At 66.1% G+C, this 21,944-nt stretch carries 22 protein-coding genes; 17 read left to right on the top strand and 5 right to left on the bottom strand.

All coding sequences use genetic code 11. The features are described 5' to 3' along the window. Positions 1-191: 191 nt before the first annotated feature. The 7 genes from AU252_RS03245 to AU252_RS03215 all read left to right on the top strand — a co-directional run bounded on the left by AU252_RS03245 (position 192) and on the right by AU252_RS03215 (position 8,315). A complete protein-coding gene (locus AU252_RS03245) occupies positions 192-1,175 on the top strand; it encodes a bifunctional riboflavin kinase/FAD synthetase (RefSeq protein WP_058929491.1) in 984 nt (327 codons plus the stop codon). A gap of 40 nt (positions 1,176-1,215) precedes the next feature. Further along, positions 1,216-2,070: a tryptophan 2,3-dioxygenase gene (kynA, locus tag AU252_RS03240; RefSeq protein WP_058929490.1), complete on the top strand. Its 855-nt coding sequence runs from the start codon at positions 1,216-1,218 to the stop codon at positions 2,068-2,070. A gap of 8 nt (positions 2,071-2,078) precedes the next feature. Beyond that, positions 2,079-3,326: a kynureninase gene (gene kynU, locus AU252_RS03235; protein ID WP_058932718.1), complete on the top strand. Its 1,248-nt coding sequence runs from the start codon at positions 2,079-2,081 to the stop codon at positions 3,324-3,326. Positions 3,327-3,556: 230 nt separating this feature from the next. Next, positions 3,557-3,826, top strand: coding sequence for a 30S ribosomal protein S15 (rpsO, locus tag AU252_RS03230; RefSeq protein ID WP_056348417.1), 270 nt, complete (start codon positions 3,557-3,559; stop codon positions 3,824-3,826). Positions 3,827-4,075: 249 nt separating this feature from the next. Beyond that, a complete protein-coding gene (locus AU252_RS03225; RefSeq protein ID WP_058932717.1) occupies positions 4,076-6,337 on the top strand; it encodes a polyribonucleotide nucleotidyltransferase in 2,262 nt (753 codons plus the stop codon). A gap of 124 nt (positions 6,338-6,461) precedes the next feature. After that, complete coding sequence (locus AU252_RS03220) at positions 6,462-7,805, top strand: M16 family metallopeptidase (protein ID WP_058929489.1); 1,344 nt, start codon at positions 6,462-6,464, stop codon at positions 7,803-7,805. 48 nt (positions 7,806-7,853) lie between these two features. Beyond that, entirely contained in the window at positions 7,854-8,315 is a 462-nt protein-coding gene (locus AU252_RS03215) for a DUF1579 family protein (protein ID WP_058929488.1), read from the top strand. 142 nt (positions 8,316-8,457) lie between these two features. Here AU252_RS03215 and AU252_RS03210 read toward each other — a convergent pair whose 3' ends face one another. After that, positions 8,458-8,739 (bottom strand): hypothetical protein, encoded by a 282-nt coding sequence (locus tag AU252_RS03210; RefSeq protein WP_058929487.1) that lies wholly within the window; start codon positions 8,737-8,739, stop codon positions 8,458-8,460. Between the two features lie 217 nt (positions 8,740-8,956). Between AU252_RS03210 and AU252_RS03205 the strand changes: the two genes are divergently transcribed. Continuing rightward, the gene (locus AU252_RS03205; protein ID WP_058929486.1) at positions 8,957-10,111 is read left to right on the top strand and encodes a helix-turn-helix transcriptional regulator; all 1,155 of its coding nucleotides are present in this window, start codon (positions 8,957-8,959) and stop codon (positions 10,109-10,111) included. 30 nt (positions 10,112-10,141) lie between these two features. Here the strand turns inward: AU252_RS03205 and AU252_RS03200 are convergent, their stop codons facing one another. The 3 genes from AU252_RS03200 to AU252_RS03190 all read right to left on the bottom strand — a co-directional run bounded on the left by AU252_RS03200 (position 10,142) and on the right by AU252_RS03190 (position 13,360). After that, on the bottom strand, positions 10,142-11,701 hold the full coding sequence (locus tag AU252_RS03200) for an HNH endonuclease signature motif containing protein (protein ID WP_083510242.1): 1,560 nt from the start codon (positions 11,699-11,701) through the stop codon (positions 10,142-10,144). A 185-nt stretch (positions 11,702-11,886) separates the two neighbouring features. Further along, entirely contained in the window at positions 11,887-12,153 is a 267-nt protein-coding gene (locus AU252_RS03195; protein ID WP_058929484.1) for a MoaD/ThiS family protein, read from the bottom strand. A 4-nt stretch (positions 12,154-12,157) separates the two neighbouring features. Continuing rightward, positions 12,158-13,360, bottom strand: coding sequence for a GTP 3',8-cyclase MoaA (locus AU252_RS03190; protein ID WP_205630627.1), 1,203 nt, complete (start codon positions 13,358-13,360; stop codon positions 12,158-12,160). Positions 13,361-13,492: 132 nt separating this feature from the next. Between AU252_RS03190 and AU252_RS03185 the strand changes: the two genes are divergently transcribed. From AU252_RS03185 to AU252_RS03155, 7 genes are all read left to right on the top strand, one after another. Continuing rightward, the gene (locus tag AU252_RS03185; protein WP_083510241.1) at positions 13,493-15,145 is read left to right on the top strand and encodes a molybdopterin-dependent oxidoreductase; all 1,653 of its coding nucleotides are present in this window, start codon (positions 13,493-13,495) and stop codon (positions 15,143-15,145) included. Between the two features lie 23 nt (positions 15,146-15,168). After that, complete coding sequence (locus AU252_RS03180; RefSeq protein WP_058932715.1) at positions 15,169-16,413, top strand: molybdopterin molybdotransferase MoeA; 1,245 nt, start codon at positions 15,169-15,171, stop codon at positions 16,411-16,413. Further along, positions 16,401-16,895, top strand: a complete 495-nt coding sequence (gene moaC / locus AU252_RS03175) for a cyclic pyranopterin monophosphate synthase MoaC (RefSeq protein WP_058929482.1) — start codon at positions 16,401-16,403, stop codon at positions 16,893-16,895. Before AU252_RS03180 ends, moaC begins: the two co-directional genes overlap by 13 nt. Next, positions 16,892-17,461 carry a MogA/MoaB family molybdenum cofactor biosynthesis protein gene (locus AU252_RS03170; protein WP_240484309.1) on the top strand — a complete coding sequence of 190 codons (570 nt, stop codon included), beginning with the start codon at positions 16,892-16,894 and terminating at the stop codon, positions 17,459-17,461. The genes moaC and AU252_RS03170 overlap by 4 nt, the downstream gene beginning before the upstream one ends. Continuing rightward, positions 17,451-17,912 carry a molybdenum cofactor biosynthesis protein MoaE gene (locus tag AU252_RS03165; RefSeq protein ID WP_058929481.1) on the top strand — a complete coding sequence of 154 codons (462 nt, stop codon included), beginning with the start codon at positions 17,451-17,453 and terminating at the stop codon, positions 17,910-17,912. The genes AU252_RS03170 and AU252_RS03165 overlap by 11 nt, the downstream gene beginning before the upstream one ends. A 94-nt stretch (positions 17,913-18,006) precedes the next feature. Beyond that, complete coding sequence (gene dapB / locus AU252_RS03160; protein WP_058929480.1) at positions 18,007-18,777, top strand: 4-hydroxy-tetrahydrodipicolinate reductase; 771 nt, start codon at positions 18,007-18,009, stop codon at positions 18,775-18,777. A 3-nt stretch (positions 18,778-18,780) separates the two neighbouring features. Beyond that, entirely contained in the window at positions 18,781-19,260 is a 480-nt protein-coding gene (locus AU252_RS03155) for a hypothetical protein (protein ID WP_058929479.1), read from the top strand. A gap of 51 nt (positions 19,261-19,311) precedes the next feature. Here the strand turns inward: AU252_RS03155 and AU252_RS03150 are convergent, their stop codons facing one another. Then, positions 19,312-20,547 carry a heparan-alpha-glucosaminide N-acetyltransferase domain-containing protein gene (locus tag AU252_RS03150; protein ID WP_058929478.1) on the bottom strand — a complete coding sequence of 412 codons (1,236 nt, stop codon included), beginning with the start codon at positions 20,545-20,547 and terminating at the stop codon, positions 19,312-19,314. A 226-nt stretch (positions 20,548-20,773) separates the two neighbouring features. On the opposite strand from AU252_RS03150, the gene AU252_RS03145 reads away from it, so the two are divergent. Further along, a complete protein-coding gene (locus AU252_RS03145; RefSeq protein ID WP_058929477.1) occupies positions 20,774-21,082 on the top strand; it encodes a hypothetical protein in 309 nt (102 codons plus the stop codon). Between the two features lie 4 nt (positions 21,083-21,086). Beyond that, positions 21,087-21,833 carry a carbon-nitrogen hydrolase family protein gene (locus tag AU252_RS03140; protein ID WP_058929476.1) on the top strand — a complete coding sequence of 249 codons (747 nt, stop codon included), beginning with the start codon at positions 21,087-21,089 and terminating at the stop codon, positions 21,831-21,833. The last annotated feature ends 111 nt before the right edge of the window (positions 21,834-21,944 follow it).

Raw genomic sequence — 21,944 nt, 5'->3', positions numbered from 1 at the left:
GAGGCTTATTCTCCGGCGGACCGGCGAGTACCGGCAAGCGGGTACCAGGAAGGCTCCCGGACATGTCCTCGCGTGCCATCCAGTTGGCCCGGCGCCGTCCGGCAGCAGTCCTGAATGCGGGTAATCTTAGAGAGTTCCGGCGCCGGTGCGTTCGGAGAGATGTCAGTTTTAGGCAGTAAAAGGCGAGGGTGATGGTCTACATCTGGAACGATCCGTCCGAGGTCCCGGCGGACTTTGGTCCCTCCGTTGTCACTTTTGGCAACTTCGACGGCGTCCATCGCGGGCACCAGCAAGTGCTTTCCGAGCTCATCCGCTCGGCCCGCTTCAACGGGACGAAGGCCGTTGCCGTCACCTTTGACCCGCACCCGGCCCTGATCCACCGTCCGGAGTCCGCGCCCGAAATGATCATGGGCCTGCAGGACAAACTGGTGGCATTAGGGGAGCTGGGCCTGGATGCCATTTTGGTGATGAAGTACTCGCTGAACCTGGCCAGCCTCACCCCTGAGGAATTTGTGGGCCAGGTCCTGGTGGACAGCCTGCACGCCAGCCACGTGGTGATCGGTCACGATTCCCGGTTCGGCCGCGGCAACTCCGGTGACCTTGACACTATGAAGCAGCTGGGCGAAAAGTTCGACTTCGACGTCCAGGTCATCAGCGAGTTCGGCTCGGAAGGCTACCCGCTGCATAACGACGGCGGCACGGACCGCCGCTGTTCCTCCACCTGGGTGCGTGAAGCATTGCAGGAGGGCGACGTCGCCACCGCCGCCGCGGTGCTGGGACGACCACACCGTATGCGCGGCGAGGTTGTACACGGCGCTGCCCGCGGCCGCGTACTCGGGTTCCCCACGGCAAACCTTGCCTACGAGGCCACCGGGTTCATCCCGGCGGACGGCATCTACGCCGGCTGGCTGGTGGACCAGGCGGGCACTCGCTGGCCGGCGGCCATCTCGGTGGGGTCCAATCCCACGTTCGACGGCGTCAGCCGCCAGGTCGAAGCCCATGTGATTGACCGTCCGCACGAGGCCGTGGAGGATTTCGATCTGTACGGCCAGACAGTAGTGGTCGAATTTGTGGCCCGGCTCCGCGGCATGGTGGCATACCGTGGGCCGGAGGCGCTTGTTGACCAGATGCGTCTGGACGTTATTCAGGCCCACGATCTCCTGGTGCGGCGCTGACCCGGTCCCACCCGCACCGAACACCCAGAGAGGCAGCACCGTGGCCGTCGAGAAGAACACCCGCAAACTGGACAAAGGCATAGTCCGCGATTTCAGTTCCCGGATGAGCTACGCGTCCTACCTCCAGTTGCCCACCCTGCTCAGCGCACAGCAACCTGTCAGCACGCCCGAACACCACGACGAGCTGCTGTTCATCATCCAGCACCAGACCACCGAGCTGTGGCTGAAGCTGGTGCTGCACGAGCTCCGCAGCGCCGCGGCCTGGCTGCGCGCAGACGATCTCGGCTCCGCGCTCAAAGGCATCGCCCGGGTCAAGCACATCCAAAAAACCCTGACGGAGCAGTGGTCCGTCCTGGCCACGCTGACGCCCACGGAGTACTCCCAGTTCCGCGGGTTCCTGGGCAACTCCTCCGGATTCCAGTCCAGCCAATACCGGGCCGTGGAGTTTATCCTCGGCAATAAAAACCGAAAAATGCTGCCGGTCTTCGAATCTGACCCGGACGCGCACGCCATGCTGGAGGACGTGCTTAAGGCGCCCAGCATCTACGACGAGTTCCTGGCCTACCTGGCCCGGCAGGGCTTCGACGTGCCACAGTCCGTCCTGGAGCGGGACGTCACCCGTGCCCACGAGTTCTGCCCTGAGCTGGTGCCGCTGTTCAAGCACATCTACGAAAACGCCGCCGCTAACTGGGGTGCCTACGAGGCGTGCGAGGAACTGGTGGACCTTGAGGATAATTTCCAGCTCTGGCGGTTCCGGCACCTGCGAACCGTCCAGCGGACCATCGGGATGAAATCGGGAACCGGGGGATCCAGCGGCGCTGCCTTCCTGCAAAAGGCCCTTGAGCTCACCTTCTTCCCGGAACTGTTCGCGGTACGGACGGAGATCGGCCAGTGAGCAGCGCAATGGACGCGAACATGGAGAATCACGACGCCGGCGCTCTCCTTGAGCAGGCCGCGCAACTGGATGCAGGCGACCCGTTGGCGCGCTACCGCAGCCTCTTCATCGGGACGGACACGGACCTTTCCTACCTCGACGGCAATTCCCTGGGCCGCCCGCTGAAGCGGACACAACAGGACATCAGCACCTTTATCGGGGAAGGCTGGGGCGGCCGGCTCATCCGTGGCTGGGATGAGGAATGGCTGGACCTGCCCCAGACCATCGGCGATCAGCTGGGCCGCGCTGTCCTCGGCGCAGCCCCGGGCCAGACCGTCATCGCCGACTCAACCACGGTGGTGCTCTACAAACTGATCCGCGCCGCGCTGGCCACCGTGGCTGACCCCGTCCGCACAGAGATCGTCCTGGACACGGATAACTTCCCCACGGACCGCTACCTGGTCGAGGGCATCGCCCGCGAGGAAGGACTCACCCTGCGGTGGATCGAAGCTGATCCTGCGTCCGGAGTCACCGTCGAACAGGTGCGGCACGCAACCGGCCCGGCCACCGCCGTCGTACTTTTGAGCCACGTGGCCTACCGCTCAGGCTTCCTGGCCGACCTTCCGGGCATCACGGAAGTTGCACACAGCGCGGGGGCGCTGGTGGTCTGGGACCTGTGCCACTCCGCCGGATCCGTGGAGCTGGAGCTGGACGGGGCAAACGTGGATTTCGCCGCGGGCTGCACCTACAAGTACCTCAACGGGGGACCGGGCTCGCCGGCGTTCGCCTACGTCAATCGCAGGCACCTGCCCGGTCTGAAACAGCCGATCTGGGGCTGGATGGGACGCAAGGACGCGTTCGAGATGGCCGCAGGCTACGAGCCCGCGCCCGGTATCCGGAGTTTCCTCAGCGGCACTCCGGCCATCTTCGGGATGTTGGCCATGCGCGGGACCCTGGACCTCATCGAAGAGGCCGGCATGGCTGCCATCCGGGAGAAGTCCCTGAAACTCACGGCCTACGCCGTGCAGCTGTTTGAGGCGTGGCTGGAGCCGGCGGGCGTGGAGCTGGCGTCGCCGCGTGAGCCGGAGCTTCGCGGGAGCCACATCACCCTGGATCATCCGGCGTTCCGGAACGTGACGGCGGCGCTGTGGGAACAGGACGTCATCCCGGACTTCCGCGCACCACACGGGATCCGCGTGGGGCTGTCGCCCTTGAGTACCAGCTTCGCGGAGCTGTTCCGGGGGATGGCCGCCATCCGGGATCAGCTGCGTCGCTGAGCCACGGGCATTTGGTGATGGTTTTTTGGGGGCGGCCGCGGCTGACGGCGGCGGCTGTTTCGACAAGATTGCGGCGAGGCCGGTAAACTAGCAGATGGATCCGGCTGCAGTCCGTGGCGGCTGGTTCCTGCCATGTGTGGAAATTCCCTGGTTTCCGGGGGATTCCCGCGCGGGCAGACCCGGCAGTGAAGTACTGAATCGGGCCTCACGGCACATCTCTAGGAGTTATTGTGGCACTTGACGCCGCTGTAAAGCAGTCCATCATCCAGGATTTCGCAACGTCCGAGGGCGACACCGGTTCGCCGGAGGTCCAGGTTGCAGTCCTGACTCAGCGGATCAAGGATCTGACTGAGCACATGAAGGTGCACAAGCACGATTACCACACCCAGCGCGGTCTGCTGGCCATGGTTGGTCGTCGCAAGCGTATGCTCACCTACCTCAAGAACACTGACATCACCCGCTACCGTGCGCTCATCGAGCGTCTCGGCCTGCGCCGCTAGTCAGCTTTAAGGGGCGGCCCCTTCCGTGACGGAAAGGGCCGCCTTCTTCAGAAGAAAAACTAAACAGGAGGATCAACCGCATCACGCATTCGCGGTCCTCGGTAGTGATCCCCGGGAACGGCTTCGAAGAATGAAGCCCTCGGCCCGTGGGTCTCGATCGATGACCGGGTGCAGTGCAGGCCAGTAGACAGATGCTGGCCTGGGTTGATGCGGCTGGACTCCGTGAAACAAGAAACGGAGGTGACTCTCTTGGAGGGTCCCGAAATCCAGTTCTCAGAAGCAGTCATTGACAATGGCCGCTTTGGCAAGCGTGTAATCCGCTTTGAAACCGGCCGTCTTGCCAAGCAGGCAGCCGGCGCAGCCATGGTGTACATCGACGAAGACACCGCACTGCTGTCCGCCACCACCGCGGGCAAGCACCCGCGCGAAGGCTTCGACTTCTTCCCGCTGACGGTTGACGTTGAAGAGCGCATGTACGCCGCCGGCCGTATCCCGGGCTCGTTCTTCCGCCGTGAAGGCCGCCCGTCCACCGAGGCCATCCTGGCCTGCCGCCTCATGGACCGCCCGCTGCGTCCGGCCTTCGTCAAGGGCCTGCGCAACGAGGTCCAGATCGTGGTGACCGTCCTGGCCATCAACCCCGACGAGCTCTACGACGTGGTGGCCATCAACGCCTCCTCCATGTCCACCCAGCTCTCGGGCCTGCCGTTCTCCGGCCCGATCGGCGGCGTCCGCGTTGCCCTCGTCGCTGACGAGCACGGTTCACAGTGGGTTGCTTTCCCCAAGCACTCCCAGCTCGAGAACTCCGTGTTCAACATGGTTGTAGCCGGCCGTGTTGCCGGTGACGACGTCGCCATCATGATGGTCGAAGCCGAAGCAACCGACAACTCCTGGAACCTCATTAAGGAACAGGGCGCCACCGCTCCCACCGAAGAGGTTGTCTCCGAGGGTCTCGAGGCTGCCAAGCCGTTCATCAAGGCACTCTGCGACGCCCAGGCGGACCTGGCTGCACGCGCTGCCAAGCCCACCGTCGAGTTCCCGGTCTTCCTGGACTACCAGGATGACGTCTACGCCGCTGTTGAGTCCGCTGCCGCTGAGAAGCTGGCCGCTATCTTCCAGATCGCCGACAAGCAGGAACGCGATGTTGCAACGGATTCGCTCAAGGACGAAGTCACTTCTTCCCTGGCCGGCCAGTTCGAAGGCCGCGACAAGGAGCTGTCCGCAGCATTCCGCTCGGTCACCAAGCAGGTTGTGCGCCAGCGCATCCTCAAGGACCAGATCCGCATCGACGGCCGTGGCCTGACGGACATCCGCCAGCTCACCGCAGAGGTTGAGGTTCTGCCCCGCGTGCACGGCTCGGCAATCTTCGAGCGCGGCGAAACCCAGATCATGGGTGTCACCACGCTGAACATGCTCAAGATGGAACAGCAGATCGATTCGCTGTCGCCCGTCACGCGCAAGCGCTACATGCACAACTACAACTTCCCGCCGTACTCCACCGGCGAGACCGGCCGCGTGGGTTCGCCCAAGCGCCGCGAAATCGGCCACGGCGCCCTCGCCGAGCGCGCCATCATGCCGGTGCTGCCGTCCCGCGAGGAATTCCCCTACGCGATCCGCCAGGTGTCTGAGGCTCTCAGCTCCAACGGTTCGACGTCGATGGGTTCCGTCTGCGCTTCGACGCTGTCCCTGCTCAATGCAGGTGTGCCGCTGAAGGCAGCTGTTGCAGGTATCGCCATGGGCCTGGTATCCGACCAGGTTGACGGCCAGACCCGTTACGCAGCCCTGACCGATATCCTCGGCGCCGAAGATGCTTTCGGCGACATGGACTTCAAGGTTGCCGGCACGGCCGAATTCGTTACGGCCATCCAGCTGGACACGAAGCTCGACGGCATCCCCGCTTCCGTGCTGGCAGCAGCGCTGAAGCAGGCCCGCGAAGCCCGCCTGCACATCCTGGACGTCCTGAACTCCGCGATCGACACCCCGGATGAGCTCTCCGAGTTCGCGCCGCGCGTCATCGCGGTCAAGATCCCGGTTGACAAGATCGGCGAGGTCATTGGGCCCAAGGGCAAGATGATCAACCAGATCCAGGAAGACACCGGCGCCGACATCTCCATCGAGGACGACGGCACGGTCTACATTGGCGCCACCAACGGTCCGTCTGCTGACGCAGCACGCTCCGCCATCAACGCCATCGCCAACCCGCAGATTCCGGAAATCGGCGAGCGCTACCTGGGTACGGTCGTCAAGACCACCACCTTCGGTGCCTTCATCTCCCTAACCCCGGGCAAGGACGGCCTGCTGCACATCTCCGAGCTCCGGAAGCTGGCCAGTGGCAAGCGCGTGGATAATGTTGATGACGTGGTTTCCGTGGGCCAGAAGATCCAGGTTGAAATCACCAAGATCGATGACCGCGGAAAGCTGTCCCTGTCGCCCGTAGTGGCTGAAGAAGAAGGCGCCGGCGAAGCCGAGCGCGTTCACGCTTCCGCCGCAGAGGGCGCTGCCGAAGCGGAGTAGTCCACTGACGCGGAGTAACATCCTCCTTCACACAGCATGAATCGGCGGGGCCGGTGGATGATCCACCGGCCCCGCCGCTGTTACGATGGCAGCCAGATCCGGCTGCCGCTCCTGAAAGGCTTCAATGACTGTTGTACCCCTGCCGCTTGAGCAGAACCGGCCCGGCGACACCCTGGTCCACGGCTCCGACGGCGGCTCCGTTGTCCGCCGTTCAGTGCTGCCGGGCGGCGTGCGGGTGCTCACCGAAGCGATGCCGGGCCAGCGCTCGGCAACTATCGGTTTCTGGGTGGGCGTCGGGTCACGCGATGAGGCACCGGGCCAGCACGGCTCCACGCACTTCCTGGAGCACCTCCTGTTCAAGGGAACCAAGCGTCGCACAGCCCTGGAAATCGCCTCGGCTTTCGATGAAGTGGGCGGGGAGTCCAACGCAGCCACGGCCAAGGAGAGCACCTGCTACTTCGCACGGGTGCTGGACACGGACCTGCCCATGGCCATCGACGTCATTGCCGACATGATCACCGGCGCGGTCCTGGACCCGGCCGAGATGGAGCAGGAGCGCGACGTCATCCTGGAGGAAATCGCCATGGACAGCGACGACCCCACGGACGTCGCGCATGAAAACTTTGTGGCTGCCGTGCTGGGCACCCACCCGCTGGGCCGCCCCATCGGCGGCACACCCGCCGCGATCCGCGCCGTCGCCCGCGACTCCGTCTGGGAGCACTACCGCCGCTACTACCGCCCGGATGAGCTGGTGATCACCGCCGCCGGAGGTTTGGAGCACGACGTCGTCTGCCGCCTTGTGGTGGATGCACTCCACACTGCCGGGTGGTCACTTGAGTCCGACGCCGCCCCTGTGGATCGCCGCTCCACCGAGCGGGCCGACATCACCGGCACGGCTGGCTTGCACGTGGTCAAACGTGCGGTGGAGCAGGCCAACATCATCATGGGCTGCCCTACGATTGTGGCCACGGACGAGCGCCGCTACGTCATGAGCGTCCTCAACGCCGTCCTGGGCGGCGGGATGTCATCGCGGCTGTTCCAGGAAATCCGTGAAAAGCGTGGCCTGGTGTACTCCACGTACTCCTTTGCCTCCTCCTACGCGGACGCCGGCTACTTCGGGATGTACGCAGGGTGCACACCGTCCAAGGTCCGCCAGGTGCTGGACCTGCTGGGGCTCGAACTGGATAAGCTCGCCGAAGGCGGGATCTCCGACGACGAACTGCGCAAGGCCGTGGGCCAGCTGTGCGGCGGAATTGTCCTGGCACTTGAGGACACGGGTTCCCGCATGTCCCGGCTGGGCCGCGCTGAACTGGTGTCCGGTGAATACCAGGACATCGACGAGACACTGCGTCTCATCAAGTCCGTCACCGCGCAGGAGGTGCAGGATCTTGCCAAGGAACTGGCAGCCGCGCCCCGGACTGTCACCGTGGTGGGCCCGTTCGAGGAGACCGAAACTTTCGGTCTCTGACCGGGACCGGCTTGTGACCGGGATGCCTGCGCCCGCCATAATAAACCTATGATCCTTCCGCAACCAGGCACCGTGCACGCCGTGCTGGAAAATTTCCTGGGGCACTGGCGCGGCACAACCAGACTTGCAGCATCATCCTGGGGGCCCGAACGCACGGCCGGCGCGGAAATCAGCTTCACCCGCGCGGCGGGAGGGTTCGCCGTCGTGCAGAGCTATCGGCATACCGAGGCAGGCGGCAGTCACTTTGAAGGCCACGGCGTGTTCACCGTCGACCGCGACCACGAGGACGTCCTCTGGTACCACGTGGACAGCATGGGCCTGCCGCCGGGAACGCCGACCCGCTGCACGTGGGTGGAAGGTGTGCTGCGCGTCGAGCGCCACAGCGACCGGGGGATTGCGCGCCACACCTTCCGTGTGGACGGTGACGTGCTGATCCACACGGCCGAGCTGCGGCTCGGCGAGGGGCAGGACTTTGTCCCGTTCATGACCTCCGAGTGCCGCCGCGTCTAACCCCATCCCGCCCCTTCGTCCCACCTGCCGCGCGAACGGACACTTGAGGCCCTGCACGTTGGCGCGAGAGGACAGTTAAGCCCCCGCCCCTGCGCGAAATGGATCCTCACAGACACTTGGGGCCCTGGCAGAGTTCGGACCGTCAGCCGGCTGATTCCAGAATCCTTGTCCGCGGAGCGCCGTTCAAGGCTGGCGCTGCGGAAGACGAATTCCACACCCTACTTTTCAGGTTCGCCAGCAATTGCTCAGCCTGGCCGCGTTCGTTGAAATCGAGTTCCACCACCACGTAGTGGGAATCATCCACAGGCTGGGAAATCCGGTGGCCGACGACTCCGGAGGCCGCGCGGTCCACTGGATCCCGGTCGAAGGCTTCTTTCCACATGCCAAAGTCCTTAATGCCATGTTCGATTTGCAGTGTGTACATTGCTGATTCTCCTTAGTTGATCGCTTGTTTGTCGTGCTGTTGATGGCACTTGATTGCCTCCGTGCTCGCCCACGCATTGGTCCTATGCTGGGAATGCCGCACGGTCGGCTGCTTCGCGTAGTGTCACGGTAACCGCTGGCCACTTTGGCCGGTATCCCAGAAATCTGGGGTCTTGGTAGAAAACCCCAGCGCTGTCCACAGAGGGCATACTGGGGGAATGACCCCCGGCCGGCCCTGGAACAGGAGCCTCGAACGGATCCGGCTCATCGGCGACTCCGCCCCGGATCACCACTCGTTACGCACTGCCGTGCTCGCTGAGTTGGGCCGGGTGCTTCCGTTCAGTGCTTTCGTGTGGCCGCTCTCAGATCCGCTGACGGCGACGGGCATGTCGCCCATGGCCCGGATTCCGTGCCCGGACGAGCTGCCGTTGTTGATTCGGCTCAAGTATCTGACGCTTGCAGGTCGGTGGACGCGGTTGGCGATCAGCCCGTCGCCGGTGACTACGCTGCTGCGGGAAACTGCCGGCGATCCATCACGGAGCCTGGTGTGGGATGGGCTGATGAGGCGTTACGGAGTGACCGATGTCCTGTTCGCAGTACTGGCGGACAAGCACGGCTGCTGGGGTTGGATTGACCTCTGGCGAACGGCGCAGGAAAGTCCCTTTACTGCCGACGAAGTGGGATACATCGCTGCCGTGACGCGTGAGGTCAGGCCCGCCCTGCGTCGTTCGATAGCCCGGCAGTTTGTCATGGAGGTGCCTGTCGGACGCGACCCCGTTGGACACGACCCCGTAGGACACGAGGCTGTCCGTGCGGGGGCGTCAGCCATCGGCGGAGGTCCGAGGCCGGAGTTGCCTCAGCAGGCAGTGCTGACTCTGGATGCAGATATGGCGGTTGTGGGTGGAACTGCTTCTGTCGAGGAGTGGCTTGGACTGCTTCAGCCTGGCCCGCGTCCCTTTCAACGCGTACCGGCCGAGGTCCTCAACGTCGCTGCCCAGTTGCTGGCGCTTGAGGCGGGTGTGGATGATCATCCTGCGTCTGCCCGTATGCACCTAGGGTCGGGCCAGTGGGCCCTGCTCCAGGCCAGCCGGATGGACTCCACCGGCGCAGCGGCCACTCCGCCACTGGCCGTGACTATCCAGGCCTGCCCTCCAGCGGCGAGGCTTGATATGTTCGCCCGGAGCTTCGGACTGACAACACGGCAGCGGGAATTGTTTGAGCTTGCCGCCAGAGGCGCCGACACCAACGCCATGGCTGTCGCCTTGGGGATCGGGGCCTACACCGTCCAGGATCAGTTCAAGCAGATTTTCGATACATGCGGCGTCCATAGCCGCGCGACGTTGTTGGCCCTGGCGATGGGAACGGCCCAGTAGCCGAACCGGCCTTGACCTCTGAACGGGCCTTCACCTCAGTCCCGGTGGCAGGCTTGTGTCCAGGTCCAGGTCCAGGTCCATGCCGAGTTCCACGTCCAAGACCGAACCGGTGTTGGTGCCGGTGGCGGGCATAGGGATGTTTGCTGGCCAGCGTGGTGGTTCCCAGTCGGGGTGTTCGCTTTGGTAGTGGCGGCCGGTGGGTGAGATCCAGCCGGGTGGTTCGTTCTTTGTGGCGGTGGTGGGTTTCCATGCTGTGGTGTGTCTTAGTCTGTGGTGTTTGTGGCAGGGCTGGCCGAGATTTGAGATCCCGGTGGATCCTCCGTGGGCCCAGGCGAGGATGTGGTCGGCTTCGTTGTCGAGGGAGTGGTTGCTGCAACCGGGGAACGGGCATTTCCCGTCGCGAAGCCGCAGCCATTGGCGTTGGGCTTTCGTCACGCGGTAGCTGGTTCTGCCGATCTCCAGGGGTGCTCCGTCGCGGGGGTCGATCAGGACCCGGTGGAAGGACTCCGCACCGTCGGCAATCAGACTGCGGGCAATGGACGGCGGGATCGGGCCGTACCCATCGAGCATGGCCGATTCATCCGTGAGGCCGAGCAGCGACATCACCGGGACCGTGATCAACACCTGCGCCCGCGGCGAGGGAACACCGCCACCCACTGCCATGCCCGTTGCGCCGGCACCGCCGGCACCGCCGGCTTCGCCGGTACCGCCCGTTTCGCCCTTACCGCCGGACATTGCCGGCATGCCACCGGTCCCGCCGCCGGTGATGTTGTTGCTCAGGAGCCAGGTCGCGGCGATGTCTGCGCGGATCTGGCTGAGGGTCCGGCCCTCATGAGGTCCTTGGAGCGCTCTCGCGGCTGTGGTGGTGCGGTCCCAGATCCCTGCCGCCTGATCGGCGGGGAGGTACGCGGAGAGCCAGGCCATGCCGTCGCGGTCCGGGGCATACTCCACCCGTCGATCGGCTGCGCTCTTGATGTGGCGTTTTTCGATGCTGATCGGGTGATGGCGCTCCCGCCAGGTCCGGGCCTTGTGCCGGAACCGCCCGGGGATGAGCTCACCTGCCGGGCAACTCCTCGCCGGGTTCGGCGCGGCGGGGTCCAGGAAATGCGCTTCGAGGGCTTGGGCGCCGGCAGGGTCCAGGTTCACGGTTTCGTCGACCATGATCCGGGCGTGCTGCCAGGAAATCGTCCCTGCCTGCAGCGCGGAGAACGTCAGCGGCAGGGCGGTGGTCAATGCGTGGGCTTCGGCGAGCAGAGCGCCGGCACTGCGTTCGCTGACCGTCAGGGCACAGGCGACCTCCGCGACAACGGCCATCTCCTGCCCGGTATGGTCCTCGGGCGACGTTGCAGGGCCCGCCAAGGCCTCGGCAGCGGCGGTGTAGCCGGTAGCCAGCCAGGCCTTCAGGGCGGCACTTTTCGCGTCCAGTCGTGAGATCTCGGCCAGCCCGTCCAGGAAATCATCCGCCACCCGGCGCAGCGGATCAGCACCACCGGATCCCGAGGACTCGGTCCCGCCCCGGAGCACCACAGCAAGCTCAGCGAAGGACACCGAAAGGGCCTCCGCCGTCGCCACAGCTGCTCTGCTATCCATACCCAAATCATCCCGCGAGGGTATGACAATAACGGCGAAGCTGAATGCCTATGTGCATAACTCAATGGCTACGATGCCGTCATGGCGGCTATCGCGACTAAGAGCCCGGCCGTTTCGGCGCGAGGGCGCGGTTCTGGCCCTCAGACCGGGCCTCAACTGTCCGTTCGCGCTGTCGGTGGGGTGTCCTACCCGCCGGCGAAAGGAGGCAGCACGTCAACCACGTCGCCCGGATTTAACACAGTCGTGCGGTCCCGGACGGCCACCTCGTTGAGCAGGAAACTGCTCCGGGACAGGATACGTTGCAGGGGAGGAGTGCCGGCAGCAGGCTCGGCTCGGTCCACAGCCAGGACCGCTTCCAGCAAATCGGCCACTGTCGCCCCGCGAGGGAGTACGAAGAGCTCTTCTTCGACCCCAGCGGCAGCGCGTGCGGCAGCGAAGTAACGTACGTTCAAGAATTCAGCCTCCGATGGCGCTCATGCTGCGGTCCGGCTGGACAAAGTCCGCCGCGCCGAGACCTGTGTGGTCCATGCCGTGGGCCTTTGGCTTGACCCACATGGCGTCCTGCCAGCGTTCGGCCAGGCCTTCGTCACTGGCGCCGTCCCGCAGCAGACCCAAGAGATCGAACTCCTCACGGGAGAACAGGCAGCTCATGATCTTGCCTTCAGCGGTGATCCGTGTGCGACGGCAGTCGGCGCAGAACGGCTCCGTGACGGACGCGATGATGCCCACCGTGCCGAGCACCGGCCCGTGGGCTTCCGGCGCCGCCTCCACGCCTTTCGGCCGATGCATGTCAGCGGCAGACACTAGTCCCTCGGCACCCAGCGCGGGACCATCCGGCCCCGCGGTCCCGGCCGCCCGGCGTCGTACTTCAAAGCGTTCCGCGGGGGCACCGTCGCGGGCGCGGAGATCGGGACTCAGCACAAAGTCGTGCGAGAGCAGGGCTCGGATCTCGGCCGCCGTGATCATGTTCCGCCGCGTCCAGCCGTGGTCCGCGTCAAGGGGCATCTGCTCGATGAAGCGCAGTTCGTAGCCGCGGTCCAGCGCCCACGCGAGCAGGGACGGCGACTCGGTGTCGTTGATGCCCCGCATCAGCACGGCGTTGAGCTTGACGGGGCCCAGTCCCGCGGCCCAGGCGGCATCGACGCCGGCCAGGACGCGGTCCAGGAACGGGCGGCGGGTCAGCTTGGTGAAGGTTTCTTCGTGCAGCGAATCCAGTGAGACGTTGATGCGGGTCAGGCCCGCTGCCTTAAGCGCGGCAGCCTTTTTGTCCAGGCCCACGCCGTTGGTGGTCATGGAGATGGGCAGGTCCGGATGATTGCTGCGCAGGGCCGCAATGATGTCTATCAGGTCCGCCCGGACCAGTGGCTCACCGCCGGTCAGGCGCAGTTCGCGGACACCGAGCAGGTCCACTCCGATTCGGACGATCCGCACGATCTCCTCGGCGGACATCACGGCCTGCTTCGAGAGCCACTCAAGCCCCTCGGCCGGCATGCAATAGGTACAGCGCAGGTTGCACTTGTCCGTCAGCGACAGCCTCATGTCCGTGGCCCGGCGTCCGTACTGGTCCAGCAGCCCGGCCGGCGTGCCGGCTGGGCGGGCAGGCGGCAGGCCCGGCCCTGTACCTTCCCGGGGTTGCGGCATGCCTAGCTGAACACTCATGAATTCAGGCTACGCCACGTTTACCCCCGGGATCACGCCCATGACGCCCGGGATCCGGTCCAAAGCCGGAAGTCCCTCCGAACAGTGGCGAAGTCCGGCGCTGCCGGGGCCCGGCGAACTTATGCTGGAGAGGTGAACAGCTCCCAGCCCCTGCAGGAAACGGCCGACGACGGCGCCACCTCTCCCGGGCGCTTGGGAACCGACGGTGCCGCTCAAGGCCGCCGCCGCTGGGCTGCCGCCTCGGGGGCAGTCGCCGCCGGCGCCGCCGTCGTCATAGGGGAGCTGCTGGCAGGTCTGTTCAGTCCGTCCCTCTCGCCGCTGACGGCAGTGGGCGGGGCCATGATCGATGCTGTTCCGCCGGGGGTGAAGGACTGGGCCATCTCCCTGTTCGGCACCGCCGACAAGGCGGTCTTCGTGGCCGGGATGCTGCTGGTTATCGCAGCCGTCGGGGCATTGGCCGGGATCCTGGAACAGCGCAGGCGGTTTGCCGGTGCAGCGGTGATTGCGGTCTTTGGGCTCGTCGGGCTTGGTGCGGTCCTCACGCGTGCCCAGATGACCCCGGCCGCGGCTGTAGTGGCACTGGCCGCAGCCCTGTCCGGTGCGCTCCTGCTGGGCTGGCTGATCCGCCGGCTCCACGAAGGGCTCCCGGCCGGCGCAGCCGGGACAGACGCCGGGACAGGTGCCGCCGAGGCGCACTTTCCCGCCAGGACACAAGCCGGGCGGCGCACGTTCCTGCAGGTCTTGGCTGCGAGCGCCGGGGCCACCGCCGTTGGCGGGGTTGTGGCCGCGGTCTGGCGAGGTGCAGCCTCCGGCATCAGCATCGCCCGCGAAAAGCTGCAACTGCCTGCCGCAGTCTCCGGAGCGGCCGCCATCCCGGCCGGCGCCGAGGTCGGCCTGGACGGAATGCAGCCGCTGGTCACACCGAACCGTGACTTCTACCGGATCGACACCGCCCTGATTGTCCCGTCCCTCGACCCCGAATCCTGGGTACTCCGCGTCACGGGAATGGTGGAACAGGAGATTGAGCTGAACCTGGCCGATCTGCTGGCCAAGCCGCTGATCGAACGTCATGTGACCATCGCCTGCGTCTCCAACGAAGTGGGTGGAGACCTGATCGGCAATGCACGCTGGCTCGGCTGGCCGGTGCGGGAACTCCTGGCCCTTGCCCGGCCGCAATCCGGCGCCGACATGGTGCTGTCCCGGAGCTCCGACGGCTGGACGGCGGGCACACCGCTGGAGGTCCTCACTGATCAGCGCGACGCCTTGCTTGCGGTGGGGATGAACGGCGAACCGTTGCCGCTGGAACACGGCTTCCCGGTCCGGTTGATCGTGCCGGGCCTCTACGGCTACGTTTCCGCGACCAAATGGCTCACTGAACTCCGCGTCACCAGGTTCGCGGACGACGTCGGCTATTGGACGCCGCGCGGCTGGTCCGACCGCGGCCCCATCAAAACGTCCTCGCGGATCGATGTGCCCCGCACCGGCCGGCGGGTGGGGGCCGGAACGGTCATGTTCGGTGGTGTGGCCTGGGCCCAGCACACCGGGATCGGCAAGGTGGAACTCCGCGTCAACCGCGGTCCGTGGCAGGAAGCCCGCCTCGCGCCCGGGATTTCGCTTGACACGTGGTACCAGTGGCAGCTGGGCATCGAGCTGACTCCCGGCCAGTACGAGGTCCAGGTCCGCGCCACGGACCTCAACGGCGAGCCGCAGGTGGAGGAACGCCGACCGGTTGCTCCCGACGGGGCCACCGGCTTCCACACGATTAGAGTTGACGTGAATCCATGACGGCCCGGACCGAAGGCAGGACCATGCACAGCCCTCCGCACCAGCACGGCCACACGCCCCACCAGGCACGGTCCGTTGCCCTGCACCGCGCCGCCGTGACCGAACTGCTGAAGCCCGTGCGGGCCCACGGACGGACGGAAACGCTGGCACTTCGCGACGCGCTGGGCAAGGGCCTGGCCCAGGACGTGATGGCCGCCCTGAACCTCCCGCCGTTCGCCAACTCCCAAATGGACGGCTTTGCCGTCAACAGCCTGGACGTGCCCGACGGCGGTGCGAAGCTGTCTGTGGTTGTCCCCGTTCCGGCAGGTGCCGTGCCGGCGGCCCTGGACCGCGGCACTGCCGCCCCCATCATGACGGGAGCCATGATTCCCACCGGTGCTGACGCCGTCGTGCCCGTGGAACGTGCCGTTCCGGACCGGTTCCCTGCCCCGGGGGAAACAACCACTGTGTGGCTGCCGGCGACGGCGGCCGGCACCTTCGTGCGGTCGGCCGGCAGTGATATTGCGGCGGGGGAGCGGGCGCTGACCTCGGGAACCTTCCTTGGCCCGGCGCAGCTGGGGCTGCTGGCGGCCCTGGGGATCGCTGAAGTTACTGTGCGCAGGCCGGTGACCGTCCTGCTGGCCACCACGGGCGACGAAGTGGTGGAACCCGGCCAGCCCCTGCCGGCCGGCAAGATCTACGATTCCAACGGAACCCTCCTCGAAAGCGCCATGCGGCAAGCGGGCCTGGCGGTGGTGCGCACGGCCATTGCCTCGGACCATCCTGACGAATTCCGCGCACTGCTGCGCAGCCATGCCGGTGCGGTGGACCTGATCGTCACCACGGGCGGCGTTAGTAAGGGAGCCTACGAAGTTGTCCGCCAGGCCATGGACGGGCAGGCTACCGAGTTCCTTCATGTCGCGATGCAGCCTGGTGGCCCGCAGGGCATCGGGACGTTCGACGGGGTGCCCTTCCTCGGATTTCCGGGAAACCCTGTTAGCTGCCTGGTTTCCTTCGAAATGTTCCTGCGGCCTGTGCTGGCTGAACTGTTCGGAGCGCCGTCGCCGCGGATCCCTGTACACGCACGGCTGGGCCATAGCCTTTCGTCGCCTGAACACAAGCATCAGGTCCGGCGCGGAACCCTCCAGGGGGACGGAACCGTCCGCCTGGAAGGGGGCGAAAGCTCCCACCTTATGCACGCCCTCGCCGGCTCCAACGCGCTGGTGCACGTACCCGTTGGAGTCTCGGCGCTCGCCGAGGGTGACGAGGTGGAAGTATGGATGCTGTGAATCCAGAACATAGCCCGTCCGCGCTGACCCACCTGCGCCAGGACGGAAGCGCCCAGATGGTGGACGTGTCAGGCAAAACCGAAACCACGCGGGAAGCCACCGCCACTGCCACCGTCCGCACCACTGACGAAGTGCTGGGCCTGCTCGGATCCGGCGGCCTGCCCAAGGGTGATGCCCTGGCTGTCGCGCGGGTTGCCGGCATCATGGCAGCAAAAAAGACCCCCGAACTCATCCCGCTCTGCCATCCGTTGCCGCTCTCGAAAGTCACCGTGGACTTCGAGCTCGGAACCGATTCCGTGGCGATCCTGGCCACGGTCAAGACCCGAGGGGTCACCGGGGTGGAGATGGAAGCGCTCACGGCCGCCTCCGTGGCTGCCCTCAGCGTGTACGACATGATCAAGGCCGTCGACAAGCACGCCGTGCTGACCGACATCAAAGTGCTGGCGAAAAGCGGCGGCAAGAGCGGGGACTGGACACTATGAGCACCGAGAGCACTTACCCGGCTGAGCCAAACACGGAGCCGCACACGCCGCAACCTCACTTGCCGGAGCCGCACACGCACGGCGAGGTGCAGGGCCGCAAGGCCGGGGTTGTTATTGCCTCCACCCGGGCCGCCGCAGGCATCTATGAGGACGAAACCGGGCCCGTCATCATCGACTGGCTCACCGAGCACGGCTTCGAGGCTTACCCCGCAATGGTGGTGCCGGACGGCGCGCCCGTCGGTGCGGCCATCCGCGCCCTCCTCACCCAGCATCCCGCCGTCGTGATCACCAGCGGCGGCACCGGGCTCAGCCCGGACGACCGCACACCCGACGTAACCCTGCCCCTTCTGGACCGTGAAATCCCGGGCATCATGGAGGCCATCCGGCGCGAAGGCGCAACCAAAACGCCGCTGGCGGCCCTCAGCCGCGGCCACGCCGGAGCTGCCGGGCAGACGTTCATCATTAACCTGCCCGGCTCACCCAAGGGCGTTATGGACGGCCTGTCGGTGCTGGACCCGTTGATCGGGCACCTGTGCGACCAGCTGGAGGGCGGCCATGGCCACTGAACCGGTTTTCGAAGTAGTCCACGCCGTGCTGAGCGCCGAACCCATCTCCGTCGACCAGGCGATCGCTGCGGTGGAATCTGACACCGCAGGGGCCGTGGTTAGCTTCAGCGGCGTAGTCCGGAATCACGACGTCGGCAAAGCAGTGGAGCGGCTCAGTTACAGCGCGCACCCCACGGCTCACCAGGTGATGGCCGACGTCGTCGCCCGCCTGGCCGCCGAACATGCCGGCGACGGGACCGCCACGCAGCCCGTGCGGATCTGGGCTGCCCACCGCATCGGCATGCTGGACATCGGAGATCCGGCGCTGGTCTGTGCGGTCTCCGCGGCGCACCGCGGACAGGCTTTTGCCGTGTGTTCCGAACTCGTGGACCGCATCAAGGAGCAGGTTCCCATCTGGAAGGAACAGTTCTTCGCCGACGGCACGGTGGAGTGGGTGGGCGCAGGCAGCTGAGCACCACTGGCTTCCCTTCGCCTGCCTGTGGCTGCGAGGTAACGCGCAGCCTCCGGTTCAAACCCGCACCCGGCCCGACGGTAGGGTTAACGGCATGATCGAACAACTCTCCGCGCCCACGCGCGTGGCTGTCCTGGGCGCCAGCGGGCGCATGGGCGCCGAAGCCGTAAAGGCCGTTGAAGCTGCCTCCGACCTGATGCTCGTAGCCGCCCTGGGACGCGGCGACTCGCTGGACCAGCTGGCCACTTCGGGTGCCGACATCGTGGTGGACCTCACCGTCCCCGAGAGCACGGAAGCGAACGTGCGCTACGCCGTCGAGCATGGCATGCACGCCGTCGTGGGGACCACCGGCTGGGACTCCACCCGGATCGCCGCCCTGGAAGCACTGCTCGCGGCTCACCCGGAAACCGGAGTGCTGATCGCCCCCAACTTTGCCCTCGGCTCCGTGCTGGCCTCAGCCTTCGCCGCCAAGGCTTCCAAATATTTCGAGTCCGTGGAAATCATCGAACTGCACCACCCGGAAAAGGTTGATGCGCCGTCCGGGACCGCTGTCCGCACCGCCCAGCTCATCGCAGCCGAGCGCAAGGCTGCGGACGTTCCGCCCAGCCCTGACGCGACCACCAGCGAACTCGCTGGCGCGCGGGGTTGCGACGTTGAAGGAGTCCGCGTTCACAGCGTCCGGCTGCGCGGGCTGGTGGCCCACCAGGAGGTGCTGCTTGGCGGTCCGGGGGAGCAGCTGACCTTCCGCCACGATTCCTTTGACCGTGCTTCATTTATGCCCGGCGTGCTGCTTGGCGTGCGCAACGTCGCCGCGCATCCGGGACTGACGGTGGGCCTGGACGGCTACCTGGACCTGGGGCTCTAGGCCGTGGGCGAGTTCCTGGCTGCGTTCCGGAAGAACCGCACCAAGATCTGGGTGGGTGCCGTCACGCTCCTGCTGGTCTTCTACCTGGTGGTGTCGTTCCAGCGCTCCGTGCTCCTGCTGCTGGACAGCAACCCCGCCGCCAAGGCCATCGGAGCGGCCTACCTGGTCCTCCCGGCCATCGGCGCCTGGGCCATGATCCGTGAACTGCTGTTCGGTGCGCGCACGGAACAGATGGCCAAGGTCCTCGAAGCCGAAGGCGGGCTCCCGGTAGACGAACTGCCGCGCACACCCGCCGGCCGGATCGTCCGCTCCGCGGCGGATCTGGAATTCGAAAAGTACAAGGCCGAAGCTGAAGCGGCGCCCGGCGACTGGCGTTCGTGGTTCCGGCTCAGCTGCGCCTATGACGCTGCCGGGGACCGCAAGCGCGCCCGCGCCTCCATGCGCGACGCCGTGAAGCTGTTCCGCGGCCAGGTTCCGGCGTAGGAGCCTGCTCTCCGCGACTACTCTCGGCGGCGGCAGGTCAGTGGCGGCAGGCTAACGCAGGCCGGCTCGTCCGCCGCGCCCCAGCTGGTTGGCGGCATGGCCCACCAGTTCCAGTGGCCCCCGCCATTTCAGGAGGACAAACACGATGCCCACGGCGATGGCCGTCGCGGCATGTGCCCAGTACATCCCCGCCTCGGTCCAGCCGGCGGGCAGCGGCTTCAGGTAGAACGCCGAAACCACCCACACATGCGCTGAGTAGAGCGTGAGCGTCATTGCCCCCGCGCCGCGCAGCGGCAGCAACAGGTCCAGGTCCAGCCAGTCAGCCAGCCTGCCGAGCAGGAGGAACACACCCACAACGGCGGCCGCCACGCCGCAGGTGTGAAGCAGATCCAGCGTGGTGGCCGAATGCGGTGCCGCGGCCGCCAGCCACCACCAGGATCCTTCCTGCGGGATTCCCGTGAGGTTGACCTGGAGGACACTGTCCAGCGGGTATCCGGGGGCGTTCAGGACTGCCTCCAGCGCGGCCCGGCCACCCCAGTTCTCCATTGCGGCGGTGCCCAAAGCCTTGGCCAGTGCGGCCACCGCAGTCCCGCCGGCAAGCAGCAGGACAGGAACCATCGCCTTGGTGAGGGCCAGCCGGCCAATGACCAGGCCCACCAGCAGGTACGACAGCCACTGGAACACCGGGTAGTAGCCGGTCAGGAACAGGTCTCCCAGCAGAGGGAAGGGCGTCGAGAGGTCTTCCCAGGACGGGTTGTGCCCCAGATTCAGGGGCGGATTGGCTGCCATAAGCCAGGGGCGGAGCAGATATGCGAGGACCGGGGAAACCACGATCCAGCCGGCGGCCCAGGCGCACAGTGCCTTCAGCTTCAGGCCGAGGAACGGCAGGATGCACAGGAACAGCATGGCGTAGTGGACCAGGATGATCGCAAGGTTCACTTCCAGCCCGCCCAGTGAGAGCCCGGCGGCGGCAATCACCAGGGCGCGCAGTGCGATGCCGCGGCGGGCTGCGTTCAAGGCAGGACCTTGCGGTGGCACTTGTTTGCCGGTGGACAGCGCCAGGCCCACGCCCGCCAACACGGCAAACAGGGCTGCCGCGCGGCCGGAGAAGGTCAGTCCGATCCACGTGGGAGTGAGGTCGGCGTTTGCCTCGAAGGTGGGGAGCAGATGTGTGGCCATCATGCCAAGGAGCGCCAGCCCCCTGGCTGCGTCAATACCGCGGAGGCGGCCCGCGGCCTGTGAGGTTCGAGGCACCCGCGAGGGTCTTGCCGGGGCACGGGACGTCATGAGGCGATGTTCTCACATCAACCTTTGTGGCAGCAGTCAAGATCCAGCCGGAAACACGGTCTTGTAGGCCTTGTGTTCGAATATATGTTCGAATAATATGGACAGCATGCAAACCCCATCCCAGCCGCGACCCTTTCCGGAATCCCCACCCGCCGGCGGATCGGTGCGCCCCGCCCGGGATGCCCAGGACCCCGGCTCGGCACAGCCTGCAGGTGTGATGAAAGCGATGAGCCCGGGAGTGGTGGACTTCCTCTTCCGCCAGCTCGTCGCAGGTCGGCCCCCTGTGGACATCCAGTGGCAGGACGAAGGCGTCACACTAACCGCCCAGCCGGCGGGGGCGGAGCTGGCCCGCAGGCTGGACGAAACCGACCTCGATGCCTTGACGCCCACGGAACTGTTCCATTACGTACGGGCGGCCCAGCGGCTCGCGGCCTGGGCTGAGGGGCTGCGGGAGGCTGCGGTGGACCGGTACTGCCAGCCAGGGAAGCCGCAGGATGGCGTAGTTCCCTCGGGTAGGCGCGCATCCCTAGGATAAGGGGGTGACTGATGCCCTGACCGTCTCTGCCGTGCAGTACCAGGCGCTTGAAGGCGGGATTATCCCGAACGTACAAGAACACGTCCGGCTGATCGAGGACGCCGAATCCCACGGTGCCCGGCTGGTGGTGTTTCCTGAGCTGTCGTTGACGGGGTACAACCTGGCGCTACTGGCTGCTGACGACTCGTGGCTTCAACGCGATGACCCACGCCTGGCCGATCTCCACGAGATCTGCCGCCGGACCGGGATCACTGTGGTGGCAGGTGCTGCCTATCGGGAACCTGACGGCACGCCGCGGCTCGCCAGCCTCGTGATCCACCCCGACGGCACCACCGAATTCGGCTTCAAAACCCACCTCCACGGCCAGGAGCGGGAGGTCTTCGCCGCGGGCGACGGTGCCGTCGTGATCGAGCTGGATGGCTGGAAGATCGCGCTGGCCATCTGCTTTGACGCCGCGGTTCCTGCCCACTCCACCGGAGCAGCCCAGGCCGGCGCGGATATCTATGCCGTTTCGGCCCTGTACACGCAGGCGGAAGAACGGCGGCTTGGCCTGCATCTCGGAGCCAGGGCCATGGACAACCGGATGTTCGCCATCTTGGCGAACCTTGGCGGATCCACGGCGCTGGGCCCCTCCTGCGGCCTCAGCGGGTTCTGGGGACCGGATGGCTTCGAAATGAAAAAGGCTGCCGGACCCGGCACCGAAGTAGTCACCGCCATCCTGCAACGGAGTGCCTTGCGGAAATTCCGCTGACCCCGCGGGAGTCGATCTGCGGTGCGTGCTGACCGAATTCCCGGGGGCATCGCGGCCCGCTAGTTGACGCGGATCACGCCGTCCCCATTGTCCTAACCAGCCGCCGACAGG

It is taken from the genome of Pseudarthrobacter sulfonivorans (assembly GCF_001484605.1).
In the GTDB taxonomy this organism is placed as follows: Bacteria; Actinomycetota; Actinomycetes; order Actinomycetales; family Micrococcaceae; genus Arthrobacter; species Arthrobacter sulfonivorans_A.
This window is presented reverse-complemented; position numbering and strand designations above follow the sequence as displayed.